This window comes from Streptomyces sp. 1222.5 (genome assembly GCF_900105245.1).
Classification (GTDB): domain Bacteria; phylum Actinomycetota; class Actinomycetes; order Streptomycetales; family Streptomycetaceae; genus Streptomyces; species Streptomyces albidocamelliae.
Map to the genome: position 1 here is coordinate 6908181 of NZ_FNSZ01000001.1, position 23410 is coordinate 6931590.

The following is a 23410-nucleotide window of genomic DNA, read 5'->3' on the forward strand; positions in this document are numbered from 1 at the left end:
GGGCGGGCAATCCCCTGGCGGCCGTCGAACGTATACAGAGGTGTGTCGGGTTCCCGGTTCCCCGTCGGCCGTCTCCCGGACGAGGCTCTGCTGTCCGGGCTGGCCACCGGCGATCCGGAGCTCGCCGTGCTCTTCGTACGGAGGTTCCAGCACCGGGTCTTCGGTGTCGCCATGACCGTCACCGGGGACCAGCAACTCGCCGAGGACGTCGCTCAGCAGACGTTCGAGCGTGCGTGGCGGCATGCCCAGATCTACGACTCGCGCCGCGGTTCGGTCACGACCTGGCTGACCACCATCGCGCACAACCTCGCCATCGACGCCGTCCGCGCACGGCGGACGGAGCCGATGGCACCCGAGGACCTCGACCCCCTCCTCGGAGTCGTCACCGAGACCCCCGAGCGGTGGGCGCTGGCCGACGAGGCCTCCTCCCAGCTCCGGGCGGCCCTGGCACGGCTGCCGCGGGAGCAGGCCAGGGCCCTGATGATGGCAGGCATCTACGGCATGACGGCCCAGCAGGTCGCCGACGCGGAGAAGATCCCGCTGGGCACCGCCAAGACCCGGATCAGGGCGGCGATGGCGAAACTGCGCACCACGCTCGCGTCTCCGAAGCGAGGCGACCATGTCCAGTGACGCGAACTGCGAGAAGCTGCGGGAGGTCGGCGCCGAGCTGGCGCTGGGCGTGCTGCCCGGCCGCGAGCGGGCCGAGGCGATCGCCCATCTGGACCGGTGCGCGGGCTGCCGGGAGTTCGTCCGGCAACTGACCGGGATCGGCGACCGGTTGATCGGCCTGCTGCCCGACGGGGAACCGCCGCCCGACTTCGAGACGCGGGTGGCGCGCCGGCTGACGCAGCGGGCGGCGGGATCCGAGGGGCAGCGGGCCGCCCGTGCCGTCGGCCGCGCCCCGCAGGGGCCGCGCAGCCGTGCCCGGCGGGCCCGGCTGCGGGTCACGGCGGTCGCCGCGGCGGTCACCGTGGCGATCGGGTTCAGCGGCTGGGCGGTCGGCACAGCCGTCCAGCAGGTCACCGCCTCGGCGCCGCCCGCCGTCGAGTCCGAGCCCGTGCTGGTCGGCGACATGACCCCGGCCGGCGGCGGCGCGGAGCCCGTGGGCGAGGTCTACGCCCACCCGGGCAGCCCCGGCTGGCTGTTCGTCTCCGTCGCCCTCACCGGCTCCGGCACCCCCTACGACGGCCAGGTCACCTGCCTCCTCGAACGCGCCGACGGCACGACCGTCCGGGCCGGCGACTTCCCCGTGCGCGACGGACACGGGGCCTGGGGTGTCGCGGTGCCGCACGACCTCAGCGGTTTCTCCGGCGCCCGGCTGACGGCCGCCGACGGCACGGTCCTCGCCACCGCCCAGCTCGAAAAGGGCCGGGTCGTGACCCCGCAGGCGTGAAGGGGGTGAGCCGCCTCGGGCGGGCCCGCCCGCTCACCTGCGGTGCGGGGGCACCGGCAGCGCCGCCGCCAGGGCGGCGGTCAGTTCGGCCATGTGGGGCCGGGCCGTGGGATCGGCCCGGAGGCAGCCGTCGACGGCGGCGGCGAGCGTGTGGGGCAGCCGCCGCAGGGACGCGACCGGCGGGGCGCCCCGCTCCAGTTGCGGGAACCACTCGTCGCCACCACCGGTCCCGGTGCCGTCGTACGGCTCGCCGCCGCTTGCGTCGTCCCCTCCCGGGCCGAACGGCGCGTGGCCGCAGGCGAACTCGAACAGGGTGACCCCGATGCCCCACACGTCGGCGGCGGCCGAGAGGGTCCCGCCGCGGGCCTGCTCTGGGGAGAGGTAGCCGCGGGTGCCCAGACCGGCCGGGGCGGGCCCCGGAGCCCGCGCGACGCTCAGGTCCAGCACCGTCGCGTGACCGCGCTCCACCACGACGTTGGACGGCTTGAGGTCCAGGTGCAGCAGGCCCCGCCCGTGCAGGTAGTGCACCGCCGAGCACAGCTGGACCCCCAGCAGCGCCACATCGGCGGCGGCCGGCCGGCGCCGCAGCCGGTGCAGCAGATGCGACAGCGTCTCGCCGGTCAGCGTCTCCAGGACGACGAGCGGCTCGGGCCGGTCCAGGACGTCGTAGGCGCGGACCAGGTGCGGGTGGGTGAACTCGCGCAGCCACCGGCCCTCCCGCAGCAGCCGCTCGCCCAGCCGGCGCTCGCCCCGGCGGTCCGGGCGCACCATCTTGAGTACGCACCGGCAGTCCCGCTCCGCGCTCCAGGCGTCGTGCACGTCGAGCCAGCCGGTGCGGGCGAGATGCGCCAGCACCTCGTAGCCCGGGGCCGGTTCGGTGCCGGGCAGCAGGGGCGGGACCGGTCCGGCGGCGGTGCGGTTCACGACGGCACCGCTCCCGCGCTCAGCCGGTGCAACCGGGCGTACGACCCCTCCCGGCCGAGCAGTTCCCGGTGGTCGCCGTGCTCGACGACGCGGCCGTGGTCGAGCACCACGATGCGGGTGGCGTCGCGGACGGTCAGCAGGTTGTGGGAGATGACGACGGTCGTCCGCCCGGCCATGAGCCGCCGCAGCGGTTCCATGATCCGCCGGCCCGAACCGGCGTCCAGCCCGGCGGTCGGTTCGTCGAGGAGGAGGACCGGCGCGTCCCGGATCATCGCCCGGGCGATCGCCAGCCGCTGGCACTGCCCGCCGGAGAGGGTCCGGCCGCGCTGGCCGACGAGCGTGTCGTAGCCCGCCGGGAGCCGCTCGACGAACTCGTGCGCGTCGGCGGCGCGCGCGGCGGCGGCGATCTCCGCGTCCGTGGCGTCCGGCCGGCCGTAGGCGATGTTGTCCCGCACGGTGCCGTGGAAGACGAGAGTCTCCTGCAGCACCACGGCGACGCTCTCCCGTACGTCGGCCAGCGCGAGTTCCCGCAGATCGGTCCCGTCCAGCCGGACCGCTCCCCGGTCGGGGTCGTAGAAGCGCAGCTGGAGCTTGGCGAGGGTGGACTTGCCCGCCCCGCTCGCCCCGACCAGGGCCAGCGTCTCCCCGGGCGCCACGTGGAAGGACACGTCCGACAGCGCCCAGGCGTCCGTACCGGGATAGCGGAACCACACCCCGTCGAACTCCACGTCCCCGCGGGCCCGCCGGATCCGCCGGGCACCGGGCGCCTCGGCCACCTGGGGCCGCTGGTCCAGCAACTCGATGATCCGTTCCGCCGAGGCGGAGGCCGCGTAGAAGGTGGTGCCGAGGTGGGACAGCCCGCGCACCGGGCCGTACAGCTTGCCGATCAGCGCCAGGAAGACCAGCAGCCCGCCCAGCGTGAGCTGTCCCTGGGCCAGCTTCCAGGTGCCCAGAGCCATCACCGCCAGGCCGCCCGCCACCTCGATGGTCTCGACGACCGGCCCGTAGACGGCGCGGATCCGTACCGAGGCCATGGCGGCCCGGAACCTGCCGATGTTCTCCCGCTCGAACCGCCGCGCCTCCCACCCCTGCCGGTTGTACGCCTGCACCAGCGCGACGTTGCCGAGGGTCTCCTCGGCGATCGCGCTGAGCGAGCCGCTGCGCCGCCGCCGCTCCCGCGAGGCCTCCTTGATCAGCCGCGAGAAGTGCCGGGCCGAGGCCCAGAACAGCGGCACGATGACCAGGGCGAGCAGGGTCAGGTCCCAGCGCAGGTAGAACAGCAGACCGAGGAAGACGGCCAGGCGCACCACGTAGTAGAGGGCGTCGGCGACACCCGAGAGCAGGAACGTCTCCACCGCGTCGACGTCGCCGGTGACGCGGGACAGCACGTCCCCGAGCCGCCTGCGTTCGAAGAAGCCCAGTGACAGGCCTTGGACGTGCCGGAACACATCGGAGCGCAGCCTGAGCAGGAAGCGCTCGCCCACCCAGGTGGACGTCACGTCGTCGGCGAAGCCGAGCACCCCGGAGCAGACGACCAGGCCCAGGTAGACCGGGGCGATCCACAGGAAGGGCCGCAGGTCCCGCGGGACGAGCACGTCGTCCACGACGGTCTTGAAGAGCCAGAGCTCCGCCGCGTCGACGACGGGGGCGGTCAGGCTCAGCAGGACGACGGGCAGCAGCCAGCGCCGGCCACCGCGGGTGTACGGCCAGAACCGGCGGAACACCTCGCGCGGGGGCACGTGGGGCGCGGCCGCGACGACGGGGTCGGAGGTCTCGCCCCTCGGCGGCGGACGGCGAAGAACGGTCACCATGGCGCGGGTTCACGGACGGGGGGGAAGCGGGCCGGAGCCTCCTGTCCCCGGTCCGCTCGGTCCTCGTCGTCGGGTCAGTAGCCGCCGTGTCCGTGGCCGCCGTGTCCGTGGCCGTGACCGTTGCCCTGTCCGTGGTCGTGACCGTGTCCGTGGTCGCCGTGATCACCGTGGTCGTGCCGGTTCCCGTGCCCGGAACTGTCGTGCCCGGACGTGTCGTTGCCGTCGTCCCGGTGCCTCGCGGGCATCAGATGGCTGAAGATGGCCATGTTCGTTCCTCCCGAAACTTGCCTCACACCGGATACGTCCGAGACCGGGAGACGGATGGCGTTCCGGGTGGAAAAGTTGAAAAAGGCGCTTTCTCACCCCAGCCGGGCCGCCAGCCCTCCGGTGCACCGCACCTCGTCGCCCGCCGTGATCAGCAGCGCCTCCACCTCGGGCAGCGACTCCAGCCACGCCAGACCCGCCCGTGATCCCATGGCGAAGGCCGCCGTGGCCCAGCAGTCCACCCAGGTCAGCCGGGGCCCCACGACGGTCACCGCGACCAGGTCCGTGACCGCGGGCCGACCCGTGCGCGGATCCACGATGTGCGCTCCGCGCTCCGCCGTCCCGGACGTCGCGACGGACAGCTCCGCCACCCCGGCCGCCGAGACCACCGCCGCGAGACCGCCCGGCCGCAGCGGATCGGCCACCCCCACCCGCCACGGCCGGTGCGGGTCCGGCGCGCCGAGCATCTGGACGTCGCCGCCCCCGTTGACGCTGACCCCCCGCACCCCGTCGACGCGCTCCAGCAGCCGGGCCGCACGCTCGGCCGCCCAGCCCTTGACGATGCCGGTGGGGTCCACCGAGCCCCGGTACCGCGGGCTGAACCAGCCGTCGCTCACCCGCTCGGCCTCGGCGGCGAGCTCCAGCACCGCGGCCACCTCGGGAGCGCAGCGCGCCACGGTCAGCTCGCCCCGGGCCAGCCGGGAGACCTCGCTGTCCTCGCGGTAGGTGCTGAACAGGGCGTCCACCCGGTGCAGGCCCGCGACGGCCTCGGCGAGCGCCGCACGTACGGCATGGGGTTCCCCGCCGCGGACGTCGAAGGAGAAGACGGTCCCCATGACCTCCTCCGCGTGACGCACCGCGGCGGGAGCCTCGGCCGGTTCGGCCACCGTGTCCGTCACCGGGCCTGGTCCAGCGCCGACTGCAACGACTGCTTGTAGCCCGTGCTGGTGTAGGTCGCCCCGGAGACGGCGTCGATGTCGGCGTTGCCGGCGGCGACGGCCTCCTGGTTGAGCTTGGGGACGGCGAGCCGGGTCTTCTGGTCGCTGAGCCCGCCCTTGGGGGCCTGGACCGCGTCGGCCTTGACGATCTTCCCGCCGCCGACCGTGATCCGCACCTGGACCGGCCCGTACTGGGTCTGCACGGCCTTCCCGGTGACCGTCCGGGCCTGCCCGGCCGCCGAGCCGGCTCCGCCGGAGGACCCGGAATTTCCCGAACCGCCCGAGGGCGCCGCCGTCTTCATCCTGTCCAGCGCCGACTGGAGCGACTTCTTGTACCCGGCGCTGGTGTAGGTCGCCCCGGAGACCGCGTCGATGTCGGCGCTCCCCGCGGCGACGGCCTCCTGGTTGAGCTTGGGGACGGCGAGCTGGGTCTTCTGGTCGCTGAGCCCGCCCTTGGGCGCCTGGACCGCCTCCGCCCTGGTGATCTTGCCGTTGCTGACGGTCAGCCGCACCTGCACGGCCCCGTACTGCGTCTGCGCCGCGTCACCGGTCACCGTGCCGGAACCGCCGGCCCGGCCGCCGCCGCGGGTGCCGCCCTGCGGGGACTCCTGCCCCGCCGCGGGCTGCTGCGGGACGGCTCCCACCGCCGACGCCGAGGCCGGGTCGGACGCCGGCTTCAGCGACAGCAGCAGCACGACACCGGACACCGTCGCGGCGGTGGCCAGCACGACCCGCCGAATGGGGTGGCTCTTCCTCATCTGTCCGTAGCTCCCGCTCACATCTCGAACGACTCGTGATGGATGCGGCGGGCGGGTACCCCCGCGCCGCGCAGTGCCTCGTACACCGACTGCGCGAACCCGGGCGGGCCGCACATGAAGACGTCGTGGTGGTCGATGTCCGGGATCTTCTTCTGGAGGTTCTCCGCGGAGATGTCCGGCCGCTCGCCCTCGGGGCTGTTGACCGCGTACATCAGCCGGGCGCCCCGCTCCTCGGCGATCGCCGCGAGCTCGTCCCACAGCGCCAGGTCCCCGGTGGTGTTGGCCCGGTAGAGCAGGGTGATGTCCCCGGCCCCCCCGGGCAGCGTCTCGAACAGCGCGCGCATCGGCGTGATGCCGACACCGCCCGCCACCAGCAGCACCTTGCCGCGGCTGCGGCGCTGTGCGGTGAGCGCGCCGTACGGCCCCTCGGCGTACACCCGGGTGCCGGGCGTCAGTTCGCGCAGCCGGGCACTGTGGTCGCCGATCGCCTTCACCGTGATCCGCAGCATGTCGGGCCGGGGCGCCGCCGACAGGGAGTAGGGGTGGGAGCTGAACCGCATGCCCGGCGCGAGGAACCGCCAGCGGAAGAACTGGCCCGCCTCGGCGCCCATCCGGTGCAGCTTCCGCCCGCCGATCAGCACCGACACGATGCCCGGGGTCTCCTCGATGACCGCCTCGACCCGCATCCGGTGACGGACGTTCAGCCGGATCGGGGTGAGGATCCGGTACCAGACCACGAGGGCGGTTACCGTGCCGTACAGGCCGTACCAGAACGTCTTGGCGGCCGGCTCGACCGCGAAGTCGTTGCCGGTGGTGATCTGGTGCCAGAACGTCAGGAACACGGCCGCGTACGTCAGCAGATGGACGTGGTACCAGGTGTCGTACGGCATCCGGCGCCGGATGCCGCCGATGGACGTCAGCCCGATGAGCACGAACAGGCCCGTGCCGATGGCGGCCTTGCCCATGTCCGGCAGCTGCTCGACGGAGTCGACGGTCTGCTGCACGATGTCGCCGAGCGACTTGCCCGCCTGCAGCGCATACCCCCACATGGTGAGGAACACGTGCGCGACGATCAGGCAGAGCGTGTACCGGCCGCTCATCGCGTGCCAGCGGGCCACCCGGTCGGAGCCGACCCGCCGCTCCAGCGCCGGCACCCGTGCCATCTGGAGCACGACGAGCGCCATCAGATAGCCCGCCAGCAGTCCGGTGATCCGGCCCGCGTTGAGGATCCTGCTGTTGTCGTCGGCGATCGAGGGGGTGTTGTGCCACCAGAGCCACAGCACCGCCGTCGCACCCGCCCAGACCGCGAGCAGCAGCGGGACGGCCGGGGAGCGGCGCGGGCGGATGCGGCGCATCGTCTGGCGGCGGGCGGCACGTCCGCCTGCGAGCGTGGTGGTCACGGTTCCTCCGGGGGACTTGACCCATGGCCCACAGATACGTGCCGCGTCCGCCGAGTGTTCAGAGGCCGGCCGAGTCGAGGGCGGACTGGAGGGACTGCTGGTAGCCGGTGCTCGTGTAGGTGGCGCCGGACACCATGTCGATCTGCGCGCTCTGCGCCGCCAGCACCTCGCGCCGCAGCTGGGGCAGCGCGTAGCTGTTGATCTCCTGGTCGCGCGGGTTGTCCTGCGGGTACTGCACGGCCGTCACGTCCGTGACCCTGCCGCTCTCGATCGTCACCCGCACCTGCACCGGTCCCCAGCGGGTCTGGACGGTGTCACCCGTGACGGTCCTGCTCTTCGAGGTGGTACCGCCCGGGGCCGTACTGCCCGACACGGCGGGCGACTTCGCGTCGGCGGTCACCACCGTGGGCGGGGTGTGCGGTTTCAGCGACAGCAGCATGACCATCCCGGACACCGTGGCGGCACTCGCCAGGACGATCCGGCGCAGGGGGCGGTTCTTCTTCAGCGCGTGCACTTTGAGGGCCTCACAGCTCGAACGACTCGTGGTGGATACGGCGGTCCGGCACCCCGGCCGCCCGCAGTGCCTCGTACACGTCCCGTGCGAAGCCGGGCGGCCCGCACACGTAGACGTCGTGGCCGGGCAGGCCGGGGAACGCGGCGCGCAGCGACTCCGCGGTGACGGACGGGCGTTCGCCCCCGGGACCGTTCAGGGCGTACAGCACGCGGGCGCCGCGCCACCGGGCGATCGCCTCCAGTTCGCCGCCGAGCGCGAGGTCCTCGGCGGACCGCGCCCGGTACAGCAGGGTGACCTCGCCGGGCAGCGTCTCGAACAGCGCGCGCATGGGGGTGACGCCGACCCCGGCCGCGATCAGCAGCGAGCGGCCGCCGGTGGCCCGCTCCGCGGTCAGGGAGCCGTACGGGCCCTCCGCCCACACCCGGGTGCCGGGCCGCAGCAGCGACACGGCTGCGCTGTGGTCGCCGAGCGCCTTGACCGTGACGCGCAGCAGGTCGGGGCGCGGCGGCGCCGACAGGGAGTACGGCGTGGAGGTCCAGCCCATCCCGTCGGCCAGGAACCGCCAGCGGAAGAACTGCCCCGGTCGCGCGCCCAGTTCGTCCAGGTGCCGCCCGCGCACCACGACGGAGTACACCCCCGGTGCCTCCCGGTGCACGGAGTCGACGCGCAGCCGGTGCCGCCGGTTGAGCCGCACCGGGGCGAGGATCCGGAACCACACCACCAGCGCCGCGACACCCAGGTACAGGGCGTACCAGACGGCGGTGGTGGCCGTGCTGCCGGCGAACTGCTCACCCAGCGTCAGCTGGTGGAAGAAGGCCAGGAAGACGGCCGCGTAGGTGAGCAGATGGACGTAGTACCAGAACTCGTGGCGGACGCGGCGGCGGGCGGCCCGCACCGACGTGACGCCGACCGCGAAGAGGATCACCGTGCCGGCGGTGGCCTTGAGCATGTCCGGGTAGTCGAGCACCACGGTGACCGTCTCGCGCCACCACGAGACCCCGTCCTGGGCCGCGTACCCGGCCAGGACCAGCGTGACGTGCGCGACCAGCAGGCAGAGCGTGTACCGGCCGGCCATCGCGTGCCAGCGCGCCACCCGGTCCGAGCCGATCCGGGTCTCCAGCAGCGGCACCCGCGCCATCAGGCCGACCAGCACCGCGCAGGTGTACCCGCACAGCAGTCCGGCGATACGCCCGGCTCCGGTGAGCAGTCCGGCCGTACCGACCACCGCGCCGGTGTCCGCCCACCAGAGCGCGACCACGGCCGCCGCCCCGGCCCACAGCACGGCCAGCACCGGTCCGGCGGGGGAGGGCCGTGCCGTCCCCCGCCGGGGCGGGGCGGTCCGCCCGGTCTCCACGGTGGTCATCAGTGCCGTTCCCTTCGTCCGTCAGCCAGGCCACTGTGCGGGCCGAACCTCTGAGCCGGCTCTGAAAAGGGCGGCTTCAGAGGGTTCTCCGAGGGTCTTCTCAGGGAGGTCTCAGACAGGGGCGGCACCCTCTCAGAGGAAACTCACAGAACCTGGGGCCGCTGCTCGCCCCGCGCAGGAGCGATGCCGGTGGACGCGATGCACACGACCCGTTCGGGCCGCCCGGCCCTCACCCGTCCCGACGGGACCCCGCTGCGGGTCCTCGTCGTCGACGACGACCCCGACCTCGCGGAGGTCCTCACCGGTGCCCTGCGCTACGAGGGCTGGCAGGTCCGCGCGGCCGGCGACGGGGCCGGCGCGCTCACCGCGGCCCGCGAACTGCTGCCGGACGCCGTCGTCCTCGACGTGATGCTCCCGGACACCGACGGGTTCGCCGTGCTGCGCGGCCTGCACCAGGTGAAGCCCGACGTGTGCGTGCTGTTCCTCACGGCGCGGGACGCGGTGGAGGACCGGATAGCCGGCATCACCGCGGGTGGCGACGACTACGTCACCAAGCCCTTCAGCCTGGAGGAGGTCGTGGCCCGCCTGCGCGGACTGCTGCGCCGGGCCGGGATGGCCCGCCGGCCGGAGGAGGGACCGCGGCTGACCGTCGGCGACCTGGTGATGGACGAGGACGCACGCGAAGTGACCCGGGCCGGCGGGCTGATCGACCTCTCGCCGACCGAGTTCGAACTCCTCCGCTTCCTCATGCGCAACCCGCGCCGGGTGCTCAGCAAGGCGCAGATCCTCGACCGGGTCTGGTCCTACGACTTCGGTGGCCGGGCCCACGTGGTCGAGCTGTACATCTCCTACCTGCGCAAGAAGATCGACGCGGGCCGTGACCCCATGATCCACACCGTGCGCGGGGCGGGCTACGTCCTGAAGCCGGTGACCAGGTGAACCGCGCGCGCCGGCTGCCCCGCCCCCGCACCCTCCGCGCCCGGCTCACCGTCGGCCTGGTGGTCCTGCTGGCCGTGAGCTGCGCCGCCGTCGGACTGGCCGCGGTCGTCGAACTGAACGGCTTCCTCACCCAGCGCCTGGACCAGCAGCTCACCCAGGCCGGCACCCGCTTCCCGGAGAGCCTGGAGCACGCGGGGAAGCTGCCCGACGACAACGACGGCGACGAACACGGCGACACCCGCCGCATGGCCACCGGCACCTTCGGCGCCCGCCTGCTGCACGGCACCGTCACCCACAGCGGCCTCATCCGCTCGGGCGACCCCTCCGCCGACCTGGACGTCGGCCTGACCGCGCGGGACGCCCAGCGGCTGGCCCGGACACCGGCCGACGGCCGGCCCCACACCGTCGAACTGTCCGCGCTCGGCGACTACCGGCTCACCGCGTCCCCCGGCCGGGACGGGGACGTGCTGATCGTCGGACTCCCGCTGGAGCCGGTCGAGGCCACGGTGCACCGGCTGGAACGAGTGGCCGGCGCGGTCTTCGGGCTGGCCCTCGTGGTGACCGGGGTGGCGGGTGCCCTCTGGGTCCGCTGGTCCCTGCGCCCCCTGGGCCGGGTCACCACCACCGCCACCCGGGTCGCCGAACTCCCGCTGGCCAGCGGCGAGGTGACCCTTCCGGCGCGGACCGCGGACAGCGACCCGCACAGCGAGGTCGGCCAGGTCGCCGCGGCCCTCGACCGCATGCTCGGCCACGTCGGGGACGCCCTCGCCCAACGGCACGCGAGTGAGGAGCGCCTGCGCCGCTTCGCCGCGGACGCCAGCCACGAACTGCGCACCCCGGTCGCCTCGGTCCGCGGTCACGCCGAACTGGCCCTGCTGCACCACGGTCCGGTGCCGCCCGAGGTCACCCGGGCCCTGGAGCGCATCGCGGCCGAGTCGTCCCGGATGGGTCTGATGGTCGACGACCTGCTGCTGCTCGCCCGGCTCGACGCCGGCCGCCCGCTGGAGCGCCGGCCGGTCGACCTGACCCACCTGGTCCTGGACGCGGTCACCGACGCCCGGGCCGCGGGCCCGGACCACCGCTGGACCCTCGACCTGCCCCGGGAGCCGGTCACCGTCACGGGGGACGCCCACCGCCTCCAGCAGGTGCTGGCCAACCTGCTCGCCAACGCGCGTCTGCACACCCCGAAGGGCACCCAGGTCACGGTGACCCTGGAGGCCGGGCCGGAGACGGTCGGGCTGTCCGTGCACGACGACGGCCCCGGGATCCCCGAGGACGTCCGGCCGGCCGTCTTCGAGCGGTTCACCCGGGCGGAGCACCGCCGCAGGCCGGACGCCCCCGGCGGCGGAGCGGGGCTGGGGCTGGCGATCGTGGCGGCGGTGGTGGAGGCGCACGGGGGCGGCGTCGGGTTGGAGAGCGCTCCGGGTTCGACCGCCTTCACCGTGCGGCTGCCTGCCGGTGCCGGGCTCAGTAGCGGGTGATCGCCGTGTCCCCGCCGTCCGTCCCGATGGCGACGTGCGGCTTCCTCCCCGGCTCCGCCCACCGCAGGATCCGCCGCATCGCGTCCTCCGGGACGGACACGCAACCGGCTGTCGCGGCACGGCCGTTGACATGCAGGAAGATGCCGGCGCCGCGCCCGTGCACCGGCCGGTCGTAGTTGAACCCGATGACGAGTCCGTACGCGTACTGGGTCGGGTAGGAGACCAGGTGCTCGGACTCGGCGGCGCGGCAGTCGGCGGGCAGGGGGTCCACCCACCGGTTGTACGCGTCCGAGTCGTTGTCCTGGCACCACCAGGAACTCTCCAGCACCGGCCGGTACGTGACGTGGGTCCCCTCGGGCGCCGCCTTGGTCCCGAAGGCGAACGGGAGGTCGTACAGGCCGGTGGGCGTCGTGTTCGTGCCCTGTTTCCGCGACCCGCCCTCGACGAGCCCGTTCGCCCCGAACCGTGCCGGTGCGGAGCCGGCCTGCACCCACTGCCCGTCCCGCAGGTCCCACCAGGCGACCGTCCCCGACGTCGCGCCGGTGTCCGCGGCCTGGGCGGTGATCAGCTGGGTGCCGCCGCCCGTGTCCGCCAGCCGCGCGGGCAGCGCGGCCGGCTCGGGGGCGGCCCGGAGGCCGAGCAGGCCGAGGGAGGAGACCGAGACGAGGGCGAGGACGACACCTGGGCGCATGGCTCAGACCGTAGACGGAGGCAGTGGCAGCGGCAGCCCGGGTAGTCCGTCCAGGCTGGTCGCGATGTGCTCCTTCTTGGCGAAGTAGGCGCTCAGCGAGGCGTCGTCCTCCCGGGAGAAGCGCCTGCCGTGCAGATCGCGGTCCTCCTCGTAGGCCATGTGGGGAACGGCGTACCCGCAGCTGTCCCGGACGGTCTCGGCGTGCACGACGACGATCGCGCGCAGCCCGTGCGCTCCCGGCTCGATGTCCGGGAAGCGGGTCAGCAGCTCCGCGAAGCGCGGGTCGTCCCGGAAGACGGGCTCGCCCCGGCCGTGCACGCGCACGATGTTCGGCGGTCCCTGGAAGGCGCACCACATCAGGGTGATCCGTCCGTTCTCCCTGAGGTGCGCGATCGTCTCGGCGGTGGAGCCGGCGAAGTCCAGGTAGGCGACGGTCAGTTCGTCCAGCACGGCGAACGAGCCGCGCAGTCCCTTCGGGGAGAGGTTGACCGTGCCGTCGGCGGACAGCGGGGCGGTGGCGGTGAAGAAGAGGGGCTGCTCCTCGATGAAGGTGCGGAGCCTGCCGTCGATGCGCTCATAGGTCTTTCCCATGTCTAACGATTATCGACGAACATCGTTCGGCTGTCTAAGGAATAGTCGGAGTCGGGAGTCCCGCGCAGCGGGTCACCCGGAAGCGCGATTGACGAATCATGCAGAGTTCTGCATACTCATGCATGTCAGCGAATGCACTGTGAGGAGAAACCCGTGACCGAGCGCGTCGTACTCGCCTATTCGGGCGGTCTGGACACCTCCGTCGCCATCGGCTGGATCGCCGAGGAGACGGGCGCCGAGGTCATCGCCGTTGCGGTCGACGTCGGCCAGGGCGGCGAGGACCTGGACGTCATCCGCAAGCGCGCCCTCGCGTGCGGCGCGGTGGAGGCCGAGGTCGCCGACGCCAAGGACGAGTTCGCCGACGAGTACTGCCTCCCGGCGATCAAGGCCAACGCCCTGTACATGGACCGCTACCCGCTGGTCTCCGCCCTCTCCCGGCCGACGATCGTCAAGCACCTCGTCGCCGCCGCCAAGAAGCACGGCGCCACCACGGTCGCCCACGGCTGCACCGGCAAGGGCAACGACCAGGTCCGCTTCGAGGCCGGCATCGTCGCCCTCGCCCCCGACCTGAAGTGCATCGCCCCGGTCCGCGACTACGCGATGACCCGGGACAAGGCGATCGCCTTCTGCGAGGCCAAGCAGCTCCCGATCGCCACCACCAAGAAGTCCCCTTACTCCATCGACCAGAACGTCTTCGGGCGCGCGGTCGAGACGGGCTTCCTGGAGGACATCTGGAACGCCCCGATCGAGGACATCTACGAGTACACCTCCAACCCGGCCGTCCCGCGCGAGGCCGACGAGGTGGTCATCACCTTCAAGCAGGGCGTCCCGGTCGCCCTCGACGGCAAGCCCGTCACCGTCCTGCAGGCCATCCAGCAGCTCAACGAGCGCGCCGGCGCCCAGGGCATCGGCCGGATCGACATGGTCGAGGACCGCCTCGTCGGTATCAAGTCCCGCGAGGTCTACGAGGCCCCGGGCGCGATCGCGCTCATCACGGCCCACCAGGAGCTGGAGAACGTCACCGTCGAGCGTGAGCTGGCCCGCTACAAGCGGCAGGTCGAGCAGCGCTGGGGCGAGCTGGTCTACGACGGCCAGTGGTTCTCCCCGCTCAAGCGCGCCCTGGAGGGCTTCATCGACGAGGCCAACCAGCACGTCTCCGGCGACATCCGGATGACCCTGCACGGCGGCCGCGCGGTCGTCACCGGCCGGCGCTCGGAGTCGTCCCTGTACGACTTCAACCTGGCCACCTACGACACCGGCGACACCTTCGACCAGGCGGCTGCCAAGGGCTTCATCGACATCTACAGCCTGTCGTCGAAGATCGCCGCCAAGCGCGACCTCGCCTGACCGCGTACGGCCTTCGGGTCGCCTCGCGCGCATCAGCCTGACAGCCGCCTCCTCGCCTGCAAGGGTGGGGAGGCGGTCGCACAGAGGCCTCTGTGCCACACAGACCACCTCCGAGGAGCAACGCAAGTGAGCAGCAACAGCGGTGACGTACGGCTCTGGGGCGGCCGTTTCGCCGACGGTCCCGCCGAGGCCCTGGCCAAGCTGTCCGCGTCCGTCCACTTCGACTGGCGGCTCGCGCCCTACGACATCGCCGGTTCGCGTGCCCACGCGCGCGTGCTGCACAAGGCGGGCCTGCTCACCGAGGACGAGCTGACGCGCATGATCGCCGGGCTCGACCGGCTGGAGGCGGACGTCGCCGACGGCTCCTTCGTGGGCACGATCGCCGACGAGGACGTCCACACCGCCCTGGAGCGCGGCCTGCTGGAGCGGCTCGGCCCGGACCTCGGCGGCAAGCTGCGCGCCGGCCGCTCCCGCAACGACCAGGTCGCGACGCTCTTCCGGATGTACCTGCGGGACCACGCCCGGATCGTCGGCGGCCTCGTCGCCGACCTCCAGGACGCGCTGATCGGCCTCGCCGAGGCCCACCCGGACGTGGCCATGCCCGGCCGCACCCACCTCCAGCACGCCCAGCCGGTGCTCTTCGCCCACCACGTCCTCGCCCATGTGCAGTCCCTGTCCCGGGACGCCGAGCGGCTGCGCCAGTGGGACGAGCGGACGGCCGTCTCGCCGTACGGCTCGGGCGCGCTGGCCGGCTCGTCCCTCGGCCTGGACCCGGAGGCGGTGGCCAGGGACCTCGGCTTCGAGCACGGCAGCGTCGGGAACTCCATCGACGGCACGGCGTCCCGGGACTTCGTGGCCGAGTTCGCCTTCATCACCGCGATGATCGGCGTGAACCTCTCCCGGATCGCCGAGGAGATCATCATCTGGAACACGAAGGAGTTCTCCTTCGTGACCCTGCACGACGCCTTCTCCACGGGCTCGTCGATCATGCCGCAGAAGAAGAACCCGGACATCGCCGAGCTGGCGCGCGGCAAGTCCGGCCGGCTGATCGGGAACCTCACCGGGCTCATGGCGACCCTCAAGGCCCTGCCGCTCGCCTACAACCGCGACCTCCAGGAGGACAAGGAGCCGGTCTTCGACTCCTGCGACCAGCTGGAGGTGCTGCTGCCCGCCTTCACCGGCATGGTCGCCACCCTCACGGTCCACCGCGAGCGCATGGAGGAACTGGCCCCGGCCGGGTTCTCGCTCGCCACCGACATCGCCGAGTGGCTGGTCAAGCAGGGCGTGCCGTTCCGCGTGGCCCACGAGGTCGCCGGCGAGTGCGTGAAGGCCGCCGAGGCCGAGGGCAAGGAACTGGACGACCTCACGGACGAGCAGTTCGCGAAGATCTCCGCGCACCTCACGCCCGAGGTCCGTACCGTCCTGAACGTCCCGGGCGCCCTCGCCTCCCGCAACGGCCGCGGCGGCACGGCCCCGAGCGCCGTCGCGATCCAGCTGGCGGAGGTCAAGGCGGACGTGGCCGGCCAGCACACCTGGGCGACGGCCCGGCAGCAGGCCTGACCTCCCTCCGCACCCTGAGGCGAAGGGCGTCACGGGTTACGTTGGTCGCGAGCCGTACCGTGCCCGACCGAACGGAGCCCGCGATGCCCTTCGCCCGCCTGGCCGCAGCGACGACCCCCACCTGTCACATCGGACTGGGCCTCGCCGCGGTGGGCCGTCCCGGCTACATCAACCTCGGCCGGGACCGCGACCTCGGGGACAACCGCAGCGCGGACGCCCTGCGCGCCCGCACCCACGAACTCCTCGACGCCGCCTACGCCCAGGGCGTCCGCTACTTCGACGTCGCCCGCTCCTACGGCCGTTCGGAGGAGTTCCTCGCCGACTGGCTCCACGCCCGCCCCGACGTCGACGACGTGGTCGTCGGCAGCAAGTGGGGCTACACCTACACGGCGGGCTGGTCCACCGACGCCGACAAACACGAGGTCAAGGACCACGGCCTGGCGACCTACGAGCGCCAGCGCGCCGAGTCCGACACCCTGCTCGGCGACCGGCTCGACCTCTACCAGATCCACTCGGTGACCCCGGACAGCCCCGCGCTCACCGACAAGGAACTCCATGCCAGGCTCGCGGAGGCCGCCGCCGGAGGCCTGACCGTCGGCTTCTCCACCAGCGGCCCCGCCCAGGCCGAGGCCGTCCGCGCCGCCCTCGCCGTCACGGTCGGCGGCGAACCGCTCTTCCGGACCGTGCAGTCGACGTACAACGCTCTGGAGACCTCCGTGGCCCCGGCGCTCGCCGAGGCGTACGACGCCGGCCTCACCGTGATCGTCAAGGAGGGCATGGCCAACGGCCGGCTGGCAGCACCGCATGCCCCGCAGGCGCTGCGGGCCGTGGCCGAGGAGTCCGGGCTCGGCTGCGACGCCGTCGCCCTCGCGTGGATCCTGCGCCGGCCGTGGACCGGTGTCGTCCTCTCCGGCGCCGCGACCGTCGGCCAGCTCGTCTCCAACCTGCACGCCCCGGCGGTCGACCTCGACGAGGAGCAGCTGGACCGCCTCGACGCGCTGGCCGAGGAGCCGCGCGTCTACTGGGAGCGGCGCGGACAGCTGCCCTGGCACTGACGAGAACCGCCGATCACCAGCGGCGATGATTCACGCATGCCTATTGTGAGACAAAGATGTCTCACATGGGCTACGCTTGTCTCATGGCCCTCGATCGTGACCACGTGCTGCGCAGCGCAGCCGCCCTGCTGACCCGCAAGTCCACCGCCACCATGGACGAGGTCGCCAAGGCCGCGGGCATCAGCCGGGCCACGCTTCACCGCCACTTCGCCGGCCGCGACGCGCTCGTACGGGCGCTGGAGGCGCTCGGCATCGCCGAGTGCGAGGCGGCGCTGGACGCGGCCCGCCCGGACGAGGGCCCGGCGGGCGAGGCCGTCCGCCGCCTGGTCCGCGCGATCGAACCCTCGGCGGCCCTGCTGGCCTTCCTCTACACCGAGAACCAGCTGTTCGAGGGCGAGGGGCAGAACCAGGGCTGGGCCCGCATGGACGAACGCCTCATGGCCCTGTTCCGGCGCGGCCAGGAGAGCGGCGAGTTCCGCATCGACCTCACGCCGGCCTGGCTCACCGAGGCGCTGTACGGCCTGCTGGCCTCCGCCGCCTGGGCCGTGTGCGAGGGCCGCGTGGCCCCCAAGGACTTCACCCACTCGATCGTCGAGCTGCTGCTCGGCGGCGCCCGCCGCCCGAACGCCTGAGGCGACGCACGGCGCGGGAACAGCACAGGCGACAAGCGCAGCGCACGCAAGAAGAGAGGAATCATGACCAGCACCCTGCAGCCGGCTCGCGCGGCGGAGGTGGAGAAGCGCCCGGGCCGCTGGCTCGCGCTCTCCGTCCTCGTCCTCGCCGTGCTGCTGGTGGCCGTCGACGCCACCGTCCTCGGCCTGGCGACCCCCTACATCAGCGAAGACCTGAACCCCTCCGGCACCCAGCTGCTGTGGATCGGTGACGTCTACTCCTTCGTCATCGCCGGCCTGCTGGTCTCCATGGGCAGCCTCGGCGACCGCATCGGACGCAAGCGGATCCTGCTCGGCGGTGCCACCGCGTTCGGCGCCGTGTCCGTGCTGAACGCGTACGCGACGACCCCGGAACTCTTGATCCTGGCCCGGGCGTTGCTGGGCGTCGCGGGTGCGACCCTGATGCCCGCCACCCTCGCCCTGATCCGCAACCTCTTCCACGACGCGCGCGAGCGCAGCCTCGCCGTCGGCATCTGGGGCGCCACCGCCTCCGCCGGTACGGCCGTCGGGCCCATCGCGGGCGGATTCCTGCTCGAGCACTTCTGGTGGGGGTCGGTCTTCCTGATCAACCTGCCGGTCATGGCGGTCCTGGTCCTCGTGGGCATCCGCACCCTGCCCGAGTCCCGCAATCCGAACCCCGGCCCCTGGGATCTGCCGAGCGTGCTGCTGTCGCTGGTCGGCATGATCGGCATCGTGTACGCGGTCAAGGAGCTGGCCACGCACGGCCTCACCTGGTCCACCGTCGCGGCGGCCCTGCTGGGCGCCGCAGCGCTGTACGGGTTCGTCCACCGCCAGCTCACGATGCCGACGCCGCTGCTGGACATGCGGTTGTTCCGGCGCCGGGGCTTCAGCGGGGCGGTCCTCGCCGACCTGCTGACCGTGCTCGGCATGTCCGGCCTGGTGTTCTTCCTCTCCCAGTACCTGCAACTCGTCCAGGGCAGGCGCCCGTTCGAGGCGGGCCTCGCGGAACTGCCCGCGGCCGTCGGCGCGGTCGCGGCCGGTCTGGTCGCCGGCCGCGCGGCCCGGCGCTTCTCGGTCCGCGCCGTGGTCGCGGGCGGTCTGGCGGCCGTCGGCCTGGCCCTGGCCGTGCTGACCATGCTCGGCCGGACCACCGGCTACCCGGTCCTCGGCGCCGCCCTGCTCGTCGTCGGTGTCGGCGCGGGCTTCTCCTTCACGGTCACCGCCGACGTGATCCTCTCCAGCGTGCCGAAGGACCAGGCGGGCGCCGCCTCGGCGGTCTCCGAGACGGCGTACGAACTGGGCGCGGCCCTGGGCATCGCCCTGCTGGGCTCGATCGTGACCGGCGTCTACCGCGGCTTCGCCGGCCCGGCCGGCACCCCGGCCCAGGCCCACGAGTCCCTGGGCGCGGCGGTGGAGTCGTCGGCCCACCTGCCCCCGCACTCGGCGGAGGCACTGCTGACGGCGGCCCGCGACTCCTTCGTCCACGGCCTGCAACTGGCCTCGGGCGCCGGAGCGGCGGTCCTGCTGGGCACGGCGGTCGCGGCCTGGTTCCTGCTGAAGGGCCAGAAGCTGGAGGGCGCGGAGTAGGCCGGACACCTCAGGGGCGCGGGAAGCAGCGTGCGCGAGCACGCCGCACCCGCGCCCTGTCGTGCCCCGCTCCTCAGCGCTTGTAACCCAGCACCGTCATCATCCCGCTCTCCGAGTGGTACTGGTTGTGGCAGTGCAGCATCCACAGCCCGGGGTTGTCGGCGTCGAAGTCGACGACCAGCTTGCGGTGCGGCAGCACGATCGCGGTGTCCTTGCGGGCGCCGACCGCGTCCAGACCGGTCATCGCGAAGGTGTGCCCGTGCAGGTGCAGGGGATGCCACATGTCCGTGGCGTTGATGAGGGTGAGCCGTACCCGCTCACCGGCGCGGACCGGGTGGCGCTGCCGCACCGAGTAGGGCTCGTGGTCGAAGGCCCAGTCGAACTTCTTCATGCCGCCGGTGAGCCTGATGCGCATCTCCCGGTCGGGGCGGCGGTCGTGGAGGGCCACGGAGTCGTGGGGCAGCAGGCGGCGGGCGGGCACGGTGTTCCCGTCGAGTTCGTCCGGGTGGACGTCGGCCGGCGGGAGGTTCTTGTTCCCCTTCGAGGTGCGCAGGACCGCCACGGCCCTGCCGTTCTTGCCCTCGGGAAGGGCGACCAGCGGGAACACACCGTCCTTGGCGGTGATCAGCACGTCGTAGCGCTCGGCCATGCCGACGAGGAGGGCGTCCGTCGTCTTGTGCTTCACGGGGTAGCCGTCGGTGTGCGTGACCGTCATCCGGTGACCGCCCAGGGCGACCCGGAAGGCGGTCTCGGAGCCGGCGTTGATGATGCGCAGCCGGACCCGGTCGCCGGGACGGCAGCGGAACACCGACGGGTCCTTGGGCAGCCGCCCGTTGACGAGGTAGTGCGGGTAGGCGACGCTGCCGCCCTCGCCGTGCAGCATGCGGCTGTGCGAGTCGTGCAGCACCCGGGAGGGACCCGTGGGCTTCTTGGGCTTCTTGGCCTTCTTGGACGGTGCGGGATGCGCGGAGTGCCCGCCCGGGCTCGGGCTGCCGTGACCGGGACCCATCGCCATGCCGCCCATGTCCATGGCGCCACCGGGCTTGAGCTGCTCCAGGACCTGCTCGGGGGTGGAGCCCTCCACTCCGTCCAGCCAGTCGTCGAGGACCAGGACCCACTCCTTGTCGTAGGAGAGGGGCTCCTTGGGGTCGTCGACGACGAGCGGCGCGTACAGCGCCCGGTCGGCCTGCATGCCGACGTGGGAGTGCAGCAGGTAGGTCCCCGGATGCGGGACGGTGAACCGGTAGCCGAACTCGTCCCCGGGCCGGATGGCCGCCTGGGTCAGGTCCGGGACGCCGTCCATGTCGCAGCGCAGCCGCACCCCGTGCGAGTGCAGGGTGGTGGTGGCGGGCAGCCGGTTGGCGAACGTCAGGTCGAGCACGTCACCGGCGGTGACCCGGACCAGCGGGCCCGGAACCGTCTCGTTGTACGCCCAGGTGTGGACCGACCGCCCGCCCAGGTCCAGCTCGGCCTCGGCGGCGGTGAACCGGTAGGTGCGCACGCGGCCCGTCCCGCGCTTCCGTTCGGCGGCGAGGACCTCGGGATCCGACGGATTGACGTACCCCCGTGGCCCCTCTGGGACGAACGCCTTCTCGCCACCCGTGTGTTGGGGGCCGGAGCTGGGCTCGGATCCGGAGCCGGTGCAGGAGGCGAGGAGTCCTGCGCCGGCGGCGGCGATCGGGGCACGGAGAAGGGTACGCCGAGAAGGTTTGTACATGTCTGAATCAGACATGTTATGTGGTCATATGGCTTGTAGATGCGGCCGAATGCCCGATGTGTCGGCGACAGATTCCACCGGCAGGCGGACGGTCCGGGCCGTCGCGTCCGTCCGGGCGGACGATCTCAGGCGGCCTTGGCCTTCGTGGCGTACATGTCGACGTACTCCTGGCCCGACAGCCGCATGACCTCGGCCATGACCGAGTCGGTCACGGCCCGCAGCACGTAGCGGTCCCGGTCCATGCCGTCGTACCGGGAGAACTCCATGGCCTCGCCGAACCGGACGGTCACCCGGCCGGGCCGCGGGATGCCCCGCCCGCCCGGCTGCAGCTTGTCGGTGCCGATCATGGCGAACGGGACGACCGGCGCGCCGGTCATCAGGGTCAGCCGGGCGATACCGGTGCGCCCGCGGTAGAGCCGGCCGTCGGGGGAGCGGGTGCCCTCGGGGTAGATCCCGAAGACCTTGCCCTCCTCCAGGATCCGGCGCCCGGTCATCAGCGCGGCCACGCCGCCGTTGGCGCCGTCCCGGTCCACCGGGATCATGCCGACGCCGGTGAAGAACCACGCCATCAGCCGGCCCTTCACGCCCTTGCCGGTGACGTACTCGTCCTTGCCGATGAAGAGCACCTGCCGCTTGGTGACGATCGGCAGCACGATCGAGTCGATGAACGTGAGGTGATTACCGGCCAGGATCACCGGACCGTCCCCCGGGATGTTCTCCACGCCCTCCACCTGTGGGCGGAACATCAGGCGCATGATCGGTGCGAGCACTGCCTTGATGAGCGCGAAGCGGGACAACGGTCCTCCGATGTCGAGGGGAGCGATATGAGTCTGTGCAGGTGAGGACATTACTCGCGGCGCGTGGCCGAACGCACATCGGGTGCGGCCGGTTCACCGAGGTCTTACGTACTGTTGACACGGGTTTACCTGCGGTGACGCCTCGGGGACGGCCCGTCACCTCGTGAAGAGGATGTGACGGACATCGCGCCGGGTCCTCACTCTTCCGGCTACCCGGCCCCCGCCCGGCGATGCCGACGGGCCGTCATGTTCCGCCGCACGGCGGACACACGGCGGCACCCGGGTGTTCCGGTCGAGGACTCCCGTCCGTCATGTGCACACCCCTACGATCGGCCCGCACGAAAGGCGCGAGCCGTACCGCACGGTGCGGACCGCGAAGGGTGCGCCGACGGTACGGCGCGGCGCGGACGGCAGGAGGACGCCCATGGGCGGCGACCAGGCGAACGAGCGGACACAGGGCATCACGGGGCGGCGGGCGATCCTCGGCGCTGCGGTGCTCGGCGCGGGCGGAGCGGTCCTCGGACTGCCGGGTGCGGCCAGAGCCGCCGAGTCCCGTACGGCCGGGCACGGCGGCCGCGGACTGAAGGGCCTGCCGGTGCCGACGATCATCGGCCACCGGGGAGCCAGCGGCTACCGCCCCGAGCACACCTTCGGTTCGTACGAGCTGGCCCTCGACCTCGGCGCCGACATCGTCGAGGCGGGCGACCTGGTCCCGACGAAGGACGGGCACCTGGTGTGCCGGCACGAGCCGGAGATCGGCGGCACCACGGACGTCGCCTCCCACCCCGAGTTCGCCGGCCGCAGGACCACCAAGGTCCTCGACGGTGTCTCCACGACCGGCTGGTTCACCGAGGACTTCACGCTCGCCGAGCTGAAGACGCTGCGTGCGGTCGAGCGGATCCCCGCCAACCGGCCGCACAACACCCTCTACAACGGGCGCTGGGAGATCCCCACGTTCGAAGAGGTCCTCGCATGGCAGGACGAGCAGACCCGCAAGCGCGGCCGGCAGGTGTGGATCTACCCCGAGACCAAGCACCCCACCTACTTCCGCAAGCTCGGCCTCGGCCTGGAGGAGCGGGTCGCCAAGCTGCTGCGCAAGCACGGCAAGGACGGCCGGAAGTCGCCGGTCATCCTGCAGTCCTTCGAGCCCACCAGCATCCAGAAGCTGAACCAGCTGGTCGACAACCCGCTCGTCGTCCTGCTCTCCTCGGCCGGCAGCCGCCCCTACGACTTCGTCGAGACGGGTGACCCGCGCACGGTCGCCGACCTGATCACGCCCAAGGGTCTCCGGGAGATCGCCGGCTACGCCCAGGGCATCGGCCCGACCCTGGACCTGGTCATCCCGAAGAACGCGGACGGCACCCTGGCGCAGCCGACCACCCTGGTCGCCGACGCGCACAAGGTGGGCCTGATCCTGCACCCGTACACCATGCGCAACGAGAACCCCTTCCTGCCGGCCGAGTACCGCAAGGGCAGCGCGGCCGACGCCTACGGCGATGCCTTCGGTGCCTTCAAGACGTACTTCGCCACCGGGATCGACGGCGTCTTCACCGACAACGCCGACACCGGCCTGCTCGCCCGGACCGACTTCCTCAACGGCTGATCCGCGTCAACCGGCCGCCATGCCGGCACCCCGTTCGGGGTGACT

General features: G+C 72.6%; 22 protein-coding genes. 10 read left to right on the plus strand and 12 right to left on the minus strand.

Going from position 1 to position 23410, the window contains the following annotated elements:
* The first annotated feature begins 42 nt into the window (after window positions 1–42).
* Together BLW57_RS31305 and BLW57_RS31310 are read left to right on the plus strand one after the other, a co-directional pair.
* Window positions 43–630, plus strand: coding sequence for an RNA polymerase sigma factor (locus BLW57_RS31305; protein WP_093479118.1), 588 nt, complete (start codon window positions 43–45; stop codon window positions 628–630).
* Window positions 620–1393, plus strand: a complete 774-nt coding sequence (locus BLW57_RS31310) for a hypothetical protein (RefSeq protein ID WP_093479119.1) — start codon at window positions 620–622, stop codon at window positions 1391–1393. The genes BLW57_RS31305 and BLW57_RS31310 overlap by 11 nt, the downstream gene beginning before the upstream one ends.
* Before the next feature lie 33 nt (window positions 1394–1426).
* Here the strand turns inward: BLW57_RS31310 and BLW57_RS31315 are convergent, their stop codons facing one another.
* The 8 genes from BLW57_RS31315 to BLW57_RS31350 form a co-directional block, all read right to left on the minus strand.
* Window positions 1427–2317 carry a serine/threonine-protein kinase gene (locus BLW57_RS31315; RefSeq protein WP_256339626.1) on the minus strand — a complete coding sequence of 297 codons (891 nt, stop codon included), beginning with the start codon at window positions 2315–2317 and terminating at the stop codon, window positions 1427–1429.
* Window positions 2314–4128 (minus strand): ABC transporter ATP-binding protein, encoded by a 1815-nt coding sequence (locus BLW57_RS31320; protein ID WP_093479120.1) that lies wholly within the window; start codon window positions 4126–4128, stop codon window positions 2314–2316. Before BLW57_RS31320 ends, BLW57_RS31315 begins: the two co-directional genes overlap by 4 nt.
* Before the next feature lie 74 nt (window positions 4129–4202).
* Window positions 4203–4394: a hypothetical protein gene (locus BLW57_RS31325; protein WP_093479121.1), complete on the minus strand. Its 192-nt coding sequence runs from the start codon at window positions 4392–4394 to the stop codon at window positions 4203–4205.
* A gap of 93 nt (window positions 4395–4487) precedes the next feature.
* Window positions 4488–5291 carry an FAD:protein FMN transferase gene (locus BLW57_RS31330; RefSeq protein WP_371127820.1) on the minus strand — a complete coding sequence of 268 codons (804 nt, stop codon included), beginning with the start codon at window positions 5289–5291 and terminating at the stop codon, window positions 4488–4490.
* Complete coding sequence (locus BLW57_RS31335) at window positions 5288–6088, minus strand: FMN-binding protein (protein ID WP_176985788.1); 801 nt, start codon at window positions 6086–6088, stop codon at window positions 5288–5290. The genes BLW57_RS31330 and BLW57_RS31335 overlap by 4 nt, the downstream gene beginning before the upstream one ends.
* Before the next feature lie 17 nt (window positions 6089–6105).
* Window positions 6106–7488, minus strand: a complete 1383-nt coding sequence (locus BLW57_RS31340; RefSeq protein WP_176985789.1) for a ferredoxin reductase family protein — start codon at window positions 7486–7488, stop codon at window positions 6106–6108.
* A 58-nt stretch (window positions 7489–7546) separates the two neighbouring features.
* Window positions 7547–8002: an FMN-binding protein gene (locus tag BLW57_RS31345; RefSeq protein WP_093479122.1), complete on the minus strand. Its 456-nt coding sequence runs from the start codon at window positions 8000–8002 to the stop codon at window positions 7547–7549.
* 10 nt (window positions 8003–8012) lie between these two features.
* Entirely contained in the window at window positions 8013–9365 is a 1353-nt protein-coding gene (locus BLW57_RS31350) for a ferredoxin reductase family protein (protein WP_093479123.1), read from the minus strand.
* Between the two features lie 198 nt (window positions 9366–9563).
* Here BLW57_RS31350 and BLW57_RS31355 point away from each other — a divergent pair, with 198 nt between their 5' ends.
* Window positions 9564–10304, plus strand: coding sequence for a response regulator transcription factor (locus BLW57_RS31355; protein WP_093480981.1), 741 nt, complete (start codon window positions 9564–9566; stop codon window positions 10302–10304).
* Entirely contained in the window at window positions 10301–11785 is a 1485-nt protein-coding gene (locus tag BLW57_RS31360) for a sensor histidine kinase (RefSeq protein ID WP_256339627.1), read from the plus strand. Before BLW57_RS31355 ends, BLW57_RS31360 begins: the two co-directional genes overlap by 4 nt.
* Here the strand turns inward: BLW57_RS31360 and BLW57_RS31365 are convergent.
* Window positions 11772–12476 (minus strand): L,D-transpeptidase family protein, encoded by a 705-nt coding sequence (locus tag BLW57_RS31365; protein WP_093479124.1) that lies wholly within the window; start codon window positions 12474–12476, stop codon window positions 11772–11774. The genes BLW57_RS31360 and BLW57_RS31365 overlap by 14 nt on opposite strands.
* A 3-nt stretch (window positions 12477–12479) precedes the next feature.
* Window positions 12480–13067: a pyridoxamine 5'-phosphate oxidase family protein gene (locus BLW57_RS31370; protein ID WP_093479125.1), complete on the minus strand. Its 588-nt coding sequence runs from the start codon at window positions 13065–13067 to the stop codon at window positions 12480–12482.
* 153 nt (window positions 13068–13220) lie between these two features.
* Here BLW57_RS31370 and BLW57_RS31375 point away from each other — a divergent pair, with 153 nt between their 5' ends.
* The 5 genes from BLW57_RS31375 (at window position 13221) to BLW57_RS31395 (ending at window position 19248) form a co-directional block, all read left to right on the plus strand.
* Window positions 13221–14414, plus strand: coding sequence for an argininosuccinate synthase (locus BLW57_RS31375; RefSeq protein ID WP_180361917.1), 1194 nt, complete (start codon window positions 13221–13223; stop codon window positions 14412–14414).
* Window positions 14415–14540: 126 nt separating this feature from the next.
* Window positions 14541–15974, plus strand: a complete 1434-nt coding sequence (gene argH, locus BLW57_RS31380; RefSeq protein WP_093479126.1) for an argininosuccinate lyase — start codon at window positions 14541–14543, stop codon at window positions 15972–15974.
* An 83-nt stretch (window positions 15975–16057) separates the two neighbouring features.
* Window positions 16058–17029, plus strand: a complete 972-nt coding sequence (locus BLW57_RS31385; RefSeq protein WP_093479127.1) for an aldo/keto reductase — start codon at window positions 16058–16060, stop codon at window positions 17027–17029.
* An 83-nt stretch (window positions 17030–17112) separates the two neighbouring features.
* A complete protein-coding gene (locus BLW57_RS31390) occupies window positions 17113–17661 on the plus strand; it encodes a TetR/AcrR family transcriptional regulator (RefSeq protein WP_256339628.1) in 549 nt (182 codons plus the stop codon).
* Between the two features lie 63 nt (window positions 17662–17724).
* On the plus strand, window positions 17725–19248 hold the full coding sequence (locus tag BLW57_RS31395; protein WP_093479129.1) for an MFS transporter: 1524 nt from the start codon (window positions 17725–17727) through the stop codon (window positions 19246–19248).
* A gap of 73 nt (window positions 19249–19321) precedes the next feature.
* Here the strand turns inward: BLW57_RS31395 and BLW57_RS31400 are convergent, their stop codons facing one another.
* Both BLW57_RS31400 and BLW57_RS31405 read right to left on the minus strand, forming a co-directional pair.
* Window positions 19322–20965 (minus strand): multicopper oxidase family protein, encoded by a 1644-nt coding sequence (locus BLW57_RS31400; protein WP_093479130.1) that lies wholly within the window; start codon window positions 20963–20965, stop codon window positions 19322–19324.
* A 125-nt stretch (window positions 20966–21090) separates the two neighbouring features.
* Window positions 21091–21762, minus strand: coding sequence for a lysophospholipid acyltransferase family protein (locus BLW57_RS31405; RefSeq protein ID WP_093479131.1), 672 nt, complete (start codon window positions 21760–21762; stop codon window positions 21091–21093).
* Window positions 21763–22186: 424 nt separating this feature from the next.
* On the opposite strand from BLW57_RS31405, the gene BLW57_RS31410 reads away from it, so the two are divergent.
* Window positions 22187–23365: a glycerophosphodiester phosphodiesterase gene (locus tag BLW57_RS31410; protein WP_093479132.1), complete on the plus strand. Its 1179-nt coding sequence runs from the start codon at window positions 22187–22189 to the stop codon at window positions 23363–23365.
* Window positions 23366–23410 lie beyond the last annotated feature (45 nt).

Bases quoted from the DNA above. Each gene is read 5' to 3' on its own strand.
- BLW57_RS31310 (WP_093479119.1), top strand. From the start codon at position 620: ATGTCCAGTGACGCGAACTGCGAGAAGCTGCGGGAGGTCGGCGCCGAG.
- BLW57_RS31320 (WP_093479120.1), bottom strand. From the start codon at position 4,128: ATGGTGACCGTTCTTCGCCGTCCGCCGCCGAGGGGCGAGACCTCCGAC.
- BLW57_RS31325 (WP_093479121.1), bottom strand. From the start codon at position 4,394: ATGGCCATCTTCAGCCATCTGATGCCCGCGAGGCACCGGGACGACGGC.
- BLW57_RS31335 (WP_176985788.1), bottom strand. From the start codon at position 6,088: ATGAGGAAGAGCCACCCCATTCGGCGGGTCGTGCTGGCCACCGCCGCG.
- BLW57_RS31350 (WP_093479123.1), bottom strand. From the start codon at position 9,365: ATGACCACCGTGGAGACCGGGCGGACCGCCCCGCCCCGGCGGGGGACG.
- BLW57_RS31355 (WP_093480981.1), top strand. From the start codon at position 9,564: ATGCACACGACCCGTTCGGGCCGCCCGGCCCTCACCCGTCCCGACGGG.
- BLW57_RS31365 (WP_093479124.1), bottom strand. From the start codon at position 12,476: ATGCGCCCAGGTGTCGTCCTCGCCCTCGTCTCGGTCTCCTCCCTCGGC.
- BLW57_RS31370 (WP_093479125.1), bottom strand. From the start codon at position 13,067: ATGGGAAAGACCTATGAGCGCATCGACGGCAGGCTCCGCACCTTCATC.
- BLW57_RS31385 (WP_093479127.1), top strand. From the start codon at position 16,058: ATGCCCTTCGCCCGCCTGGCCGCAGCGACGACCCCCACCTGTCACATC.
- BLW57_RS31390 (WP_256339628.1), top strand. From the start codon at position 17,113: ATGGCCCTCGATCGTGACCACGTGCTGCGCAGCGCAGCCGCCCTGCTG.
- BLW57_RS31395 (WP_093479129.1), top strand. From the start codon at position 17,725: ATGACCAGCACCCTGCAGCCGGCTCGCGCGGCGGAGGTGGAGAAGCGC.
- BLW57_RS31400 (WP_093479130.1), bottom strand. From the start codon at position 20,965: ATGTACAAACCTTCTCGGCGTACCCTTCTCCGTGCCCCGATCGCCGCC.
- BLW57_RS31410 (WP_093479132.1), top strand. From the start codon at position 22,187: ATGGGCGGCGACCAGGCGAACGAGCGGACACAGGGCATCACGGGGCGG.